Below are 6,125 nucleotides of genomic sequence, written 5' to 3' on the forward strand. Positions count from 1 at the left end.
AATACTATTACTTTTTCATATTTTAATTTATTATTTTAACATTCCTTATTTATTGTAAATGTTTTATAATTATGTATTATATACTATTTTAGGAGGTTATTTACTATGGGTATAAAAATAAGATTTGCAAATATTGAGGATTTACATCATTGTGTAGAATTGGACCTACATAAAAACATCGCTATTATAGAAAATAAAATTTCTATGAAAGAAGTTATAGTTGCTGAATTTAATAATGAAATTATAGGTTGTCTAAAACTTGAGTATATTTGGACTCATCTTCCTTTTATAAGCTATATAGTAATAAAAAAGGATTTTAGATCTACTGGAATCGGCAAAAAAATGTTATCATTCTTGGAAGATTATCTAAAAGAAAATGGACAAGACACCCTTTTGAGCTCTACTATGACAGATGCGCTTTCCCCTCAAAAATGGCATTTAAAAATGGGATTTATTGAATGTGGTATGTTATGTGGAATTAATGATGATGGTGTTGGTGAAATTTTCTTTAAGAAAAAGTTATAAGAAAATAATTTATTAAAGTTTTGGGTTTATTGCAATTTAACTTAAAATTTATATAATTAATTCTGTAGTTCATTGCAAGTATTCCCTCCACTTTAATAAATTTATTTTCTACATACTTAATTTCTTAATGGATCCTATTTTAGTTAACAAATCGATATATATATTTAATCAAATAAATTATTTCCAAAATGTTATATTTATAGAAAAATAACATCCTTTATTAACTATTAACACTTTCAGCCTTAAACATTAATTACATTAAACTATTCTGCTACCATGAGCCTCATTACATCCTATATACTCTACAAGTTCTTTGTAATTATTTTTTGTTACTGAGCCACCTATTAATATTTCAATTCTACCATTACTTATTTGTACAAGATTTTTTAAAATATCCTTTCCATCTAAAGCACTAGTTTTACAACCTTTAGTTAAAATTCTATCTACCCCTAAATCAATAAGAGTTTCAATAGCTTCTACCTTATTTTCTATTTCATCAAAAGCCATATGGAAAGTTACTTTAAGTCCTTTTGATAAATTAATAAGTTCTCTATTTCTTTCAATATCAATTTTATTATCCTTAGTTAATATTCCAAAAACAACAGCATAAGCACCAAGTTCCCTACAGATTTCTATATCTTTTTTCATTATTTCAAATTCATCATCGCTATAAACAAAATTTCCACCTCTTGGTCTAATTATAACTGCAACAGGTATATCAAAATTCTTACACGCTAAATTTATCGTTCCATAAGAAGGTGTAGTCCCCCCCTCTTTTAAGTTATCACAAAGTTCTATTCTATTTGCTCCTCTTTCTACTGCCTTTTTTGCATCTTCATAACAACCTACACAAGCTTCTAATACTATACTCATATTTCAACCCCACATTCTCTTAGTTTATATATCAAATCTTTTGTACTTATAAATTGTATTCCTTTTATATTAACCGCTTTAGCACCTTCAATATTTATTAACATATCATCTATAAATATACATTCTTCAGGATTCAGATTATATTCTTCTAAAAGTTTCATATATATTTCTTTTTCTGGCTTTAATAATTTCTCTTTAAAAGACACTATGCCACCATAAAACTCTTCAAAAACTTTATTTTTATTAGTAACCTCTTCAAAAGCTTTACTATGAAAATTAGATAAATAATAAATCTTATAACCATTTTTCTTTAATTTATTTATTAACTCTATTGTTTCCTCTATAGGTCTTAACATATCATACCAATTTTCAAAAGCTAAATCAATTATTTCTGAATTATCTATTACCCTGTTCTTTATTACTCTTTTTGCTTCTTCTTCAGTAATTATACCTCTATCTAGCATTTTCCATTCATTACTTTTAAAAATATTATTTAATGCAATTTCTACTTTATTCTTGTCATTTATTTTTTTTATTAAATATTCCTCTGGATTATAATTTAAAACTACATTTCCTAAATCAAAAATAATATTTTTATACATTCCATCCCCCTATAATTTGTACAACAATATTTAAAATTCAAAAACACCTTAGGAGTATTTTCCTAAGGTGTTTACCCATACGGAAACTAAAATTAAAAACAAAATAAATATTCACTCTCCAGTACAATTTTTATTATATCATTAATTTTAAATTTCATCTCTTCTTTATTTATTGTATAGTTAATTAATTTATCACAATTGCCATTTATCGCCTTAACATATATTGTGTAATTAAAAGGGTTCTCTATAATATTTTCTATTCTTACATCTATAACATTTTGTGACTTTTGATAATCTTCTTTTGCTAATATATTTTCAAATCCATTTATATTCCTATCTTCAGTATATAATTTTATATTATGTGATCTTATTGCAATATAATTCACTTCTTTATCTAACTCATTTAAAGTATTTAATTTAACACCCCACTCCTCTGCAAATATAGTTTTACTATCTATCTTTTTAGCTTTACTTATATTTTTACACCCTGTGAGCTTCGCTTCAGCCAATGAACTTGGTGTTTCAAATAACTGATTTTTATTTCTAATATTATTTGCTTTTCCATTATCAAAAACAATAATTTTATCACTAACTCTAAATGCTTCCTCTATATCATGAGTTACAAAAATAACTGTTCCTTTAAAATCTTTTAAAAGTTCCACTAATTCTCTTTCCATATTAGTTCTTAAATAATTATCTAAAGCAGAAAATGGTTCATCTAATAACAATATTTCTGGTGAAGTTATAAGTGCTCTAGCTAACGCAACTCTTTGCTGTTGTCCTCCTGATAACTGCCATGGATATCTTTTTTCCAATCCCTCTAAATTAAACTTCTTAATATATGTAGCAGATAATCTACTCTTTTCTTTTTTATCTATACTTCCCAAACCAATTTCTATATTTTCCTTAATAGTCATATGAGGAAATAAAGCATAATTTTGAAATAAAAATCCTACTTTTCTTTCTTGGGTTTTTATATTTATCCCCTTTTCACTATCATACAAAACCTTATCATTTATTATTATTTTTCCAGAGCTTGGCTTTTCTAATCCTGCAATACATTTTAATGTCATACTTTTTCCTGAGCCAGATGCCCCTAAAAACCCTATTATTTCTCCATTTCCCTCCATAAAAACATCTAGTTTAAAAGAGGATAAATTCTTATTAATATCTATATATAAACTCATATTATTTTCTCCTATTACCTATAAGCTTTTGTTGTTTATCACTCCAAAAATTTAGTAAAAATATCATTATAAAAGATATGGCAACTATTATTAGTACCCATAATAAAGCTTTATTCATATCTCCACCCTCAACAGCAAAAAATATCGCTACAGGCATTGTTTGAGTTTTTCCTGGTATATTTCCTGCTATCATTAATGTTGCTCCAAATTCCCCAAGTGCTCTTGCAAAACTTAAAACTAATCCTCCAATTATTCCTGGCCAAGCTAACGGAATTGCAATTTTAAAAAATATCTTGCTTTCACTTAATCCTAAGGTTCTTGCTGCTAATATCATATTTTTATCTATTTGCTCAAAAGCAGAACGACATGTCCTATACATCATAGGAAAAGAAACTACTGTTGCAGCAATAACAGTTGCACTCCATGTAAATATAATATTTTTATCAAAACTCATTATTATTTTTCCTATAACGCCATTTTTCCCACATATAAGCAATAAAAAAAATCCTACAACTGTTGGGGGTAATATAAGTGGAAGGGTAAATATTCCATCTATTATCCCTCTTCCTTTCCCCCTATAATTTGCCATCTTATAAGATATAACTATGCCTATTATAAATGTAATAACTGTAGCAACAAATGCTGTTTTTAACGATATCCATAATGGTGAAAAATCCATATAATCTACCTTTTCTTTCTTATTAAACTTTATATAATTAATAGGAATATATTAAAATACACTTATTTAGTATACCTTAATATACTCCTTATGCCTTTAAATTTTATTAATATATTTTTTAACCTTAAAGTCCTTTATATCCATACTTTTCAAATATATCTTGTGCTGTACTGCTAAATAAGAAATCCTCAAATGCTTTTGCTTCATCTATATTTTTAGAATCTTTTATAACAGAAACTGGATAAGTAATTGGAGTATGCTCATTTACCTGAACATTTTCTACTATAGTGACTTTATCACTACTTAAAGCATCACTTAAATATACAAAGCCAACATCTGCATTTCCTGATGCAACCCAAGCTAATACTTCTTTAACATCTTTTGCAAATACTAGTTTGTCAGCAATTTTTTCTTTAATTCCTGTATTGACTAATACTTCATCAGCATATTTACCTGCTGGAACACTACTTGGCTCTCCTACTGCAATTTTATTAATCTTATCACTATTTAAGTCATCAAAATTTTCAATTTCTATACCTTCTGCTTTAACTAAAACTAATTCATTTTCTACTAAATCTTTAGTAGTTTCATCTAAAAGTAAATTTTCATTCTTTAAATTATTCATTTGTGTTTGTCCTGCTGAAATAAATAAATCACAAGGTGCTCCTTGTTCTATTTGTTGTTGAAGAGATCCTGATGATCCATAATTAACTACTAATTTTACATTTTCATTAACTTTATTATACTCTGTTTCAAGTTCTGCCATTACTTCCTTTAAACTAGCTGCAGCAGAAATATTCAACTCTACACTTTTATTTTTACTGTCATCTACAGTTGTATTTTCATTGGTATTTTTATTTCCACATCCAACTAAAAACAAACTACATCCTAATAATAAACTTAACACTTTAAATCTTTTTTTCATTCCACCTTCTCCTTTTAATCATTTTTTGTTACGTTTTATAATGTTTTGTCACGTTTAATACATATTAAATGTTACCATAATATATTCTTATTAGCAATATAGCACTTTACATTCTAGAATTAATTTATAAATAATGTTAAAATTATTCTAATAGGAGGGATAATATGAACTTAGAATCTTCTTTAACACCGTTAGAAGTTGCAGAATTATTAAAAATAACAAAAAACACTGTTTATGAGCTTATAAAACGTGGTGAAATACCTAGTTATAAAATAGGCAAAAAAATTAGAATAGATAAGCATGACGTTGAAGACTATATTAATTCGCAGAAAAATAATATAAAACTATCCAACGCTTACAAAAATGATATTTCTACATATAGTTTTTCAAATGATAATAATAATATTTCACTAAACAATAAATCTCATACCGATCTAATTATTGCTGGCCAAGATATTATATTAGATATATTAGCTAGATACATAGAAGAAGTTATACCTGATTTAAATGTACTTCGTTCTTATAAAGGTAGTTATAACGGTTTATATGATTTATATAATAACAAAGTATCTATTGCTTCTTGCCATCTTTGGGATGGAGATAATGATGATTATAACATTAATTATGTTAAAAGACTTCTTCCAGGTATTCCTTGTGTAATTATAAATTTAGCTTATAGATTACAAGGCTTTTATGTAACTAAAGGAAACCCTCTAAATATAAGCTCTTTTGAAGATTTACTTAATAAAAATGTAAAATTTGTGAATAGAGAAAAAGGAAGTGGAGTTAGAGTATTACTTGATGAAAAACTTAGATTATTAAAAATAAATTCAGATAATATAAATGGATATTATAACGAAGAAACATCTCATTTAGCTGTTGCAAGTAAAGTTGCCAGAGGGGATGCCAATGTTGGAATCGGTAATAAAAAGGCTTCTATGCAGGTAGAGAATATAGATTTTATTCCAGTTCAAACAGAAAGATATGATTTAATAATAAAAGAAAATGATTTAAATAACCCTATATATAAAACAATTATTTCAATTATTCAATCTGAAAAATTCAAAAATGAATTACTTGGCATTGGTGGCTATGATTTAAAAGATTTAGGTAAAATTATATCTCATACTTAAATTCTTTTATTTATTATACTTTAGTAAATACAATTATCTTTTAATAACTATTTGCATTTATATTTGAATAATTCAAATTATAGCTTTATTTAAAAAAAAGAATCTTAGATTTAATCTAAGATTCTTTTTTCAGACTGCTGACAAAGTGTCAGTAGTCTTTAATTTTATACAAATATGTAATATAATTTAAAATATATTAAT

At 25.9% G+C, this 6,125-nt stretch carries 7 protein-coding genes; 2 read left to right on the top strand and 5 right to left on the bottom strand.

All coding sequences use genetic code 11. The features are described from left to right. Positions 1 to 105: 105 nt before the first annotated feature. Positions 106 to 525: a GNAT family N-acetyltransferase gene (locus tag LPC13_RS13860; RefSeq protein WP_005214013.1), complete on the top strand. Its 420-nt coding sequence runs from the start codon at positions 106 to 108 to the stop codon at positions 523 to 525. A 258-nt stretch (positions 526 to 783) separates the two neighbouring features. On the opposite strand, the gene LPC13_RS13865 is transcribed toward LPC13_RS13860, so the two are convergent. The 5 genes from LPC13_RS13865 to modA all read right to left on the bottom strand — a co-directional run bounded on the left by LPC13_RS13865 (position 784) and on the right by modA (position 4,791). Then, positions 784 to 1,398, bottom strand: coding sequence for a copper homeostasis protein CutC (locus LPC13_RS13865; RefSeq protein ID WP_195245553.1), 615 nt, complete (start codon positions 1,396 to 1,398; stop codon positions 784 to 786). Beyond that, entirely contained in the window at positions 1,395 to 2,000 is a 606-nt protein-coding gene (locus LPC13_RS13870; protein WP_005214011.1) for an HAD family hydrolase, read from the bottom strand. Before LPC13_RS13870 ends, LPC13_RS13865 begins: the two co-directional genes overlap by 4 nt. 92 nt (positions 2,001 to 2,092) lie before the next feature. Further along, the gene (locus LPC13_RS13875) at positions 2,093 to 3,187 is read right to left on the bottom strand and encodes a sulfate/molybdate ABC transporter ATP-binding protein (protein ID WP_005214010.1); all 1,095 of its coding nucleotides are present in this window, start codon (positions 3,185 to 3,187) and stop codon (positions 2,093 to 2,095) included. A 1-nt stretch (position 3,188) separates the two neighbouring features. Further along, positions 3,189 to 3,866 carry a molybdate ABC transporter permease subunit gene (gene modB, locus LPC13_RS13880; RefSeq protein WP_005214009.1) on the bottom strand — a complete coding sequence of 226 codons (678 nt, stop codon included), beginning with the start codon at positions 3,864 to 3,866 and terminating at the stop codon, positions 3,189 to 3,191. Between the two features lie 124 nt (positions 3,867 to 3,990). Further along, complete coding sequence (gene modA / locus LPC13_RS13885; RefSeq protein WP_005214008.1) at positions 3,991 to 4,791, bottom strand: molybdate ABC transporter substrate-binding protein; 801 nt, start codon at positions 4,789 to 4,791, stop codon at positions 3,991 to 3,993. A gap of 164 nt (positions 4,792 to 4,955) precedes the next feature. Here modA and LPC13_RS13890 point away from each other — a divergent pair, with 164 nt between their 5' ends. Next, positions 4,956 to 5,924 carry a substrate-binding domain-containing protein gene (locus LPC13_RS13890; protein ID WP_005214007.1) on the top strand — a complete coding sequence of 323 codons (969 nt, stop codon included), beginning with the start codon at positions 4,956 to 4,958 and terminating at the stop codon, positions 5,922 to 5,924. Positions 5,925 to 6,125 lie beyond the last annotated feature (201 nt).

Source organism: Clostridium celatum, from assembly GCF_021412605.1.
Taxonomy (GTDB): Bacteria; Bacillota; Clostridia; order Clostridiales; family Clostridiaceae; genus Clostridium; species Clostridium celatum.

What these genes read in the sequence shown, in the direction of transcription:
- LPC13_RS13865 (WP_195245553.1), bottom strand. Translation starts at nt 1,398, where the DNA reads ATGAGTATAGTATTAGAAGCTTGTGTAGGTTGTTATGAAGATGCAAAA.
- LPC13_RS13870 (WP_005214011.1), bottom strand. Translation starts at nt 2,000, where the DNA reads ATGTATAAAAATATTATTTTTGATTTAGGAAATGTAGTTTTAAATTAT.
- LPC13_RS13860 (WP_005214013.1), top strand. Translation starts at nt 106, where the DNA reads ATGGGTATAAAAATAAGATTTGCAAATATTGAGGATTTACATCATTGT.
- LPC13_RS13890 (WP_005214007.1), top strand. Translation starts at nt 4,956, where the DNA reads ATGAACTTAGAATCTTCTTTAACACCGTTAGAAGTTGCAGAATTATTA.
- LPC13_RS13875 (WP_005214010.1), bottom strand. Translation starts at nt 3,187, where the DNA reads ATGAGTTTATATATAGATATTAATAAGAATTTATCCTCTTTTAAACTA.
- modB (WP_005214009.1), bottom strand. Translation starts at nt 3,866, where the DNA reads ATGGATTTTTCACCATTATGGATATCGTTAAAAACAGCATTTGTTGCT.
- modA (WP_005214008.1), bottom strand. Translation starts at nt 4,791, where the DNA reads ATGAAAAAAAGATTTAAAGTGTTAAGTTTATTATTAGGATGTAGTTTG.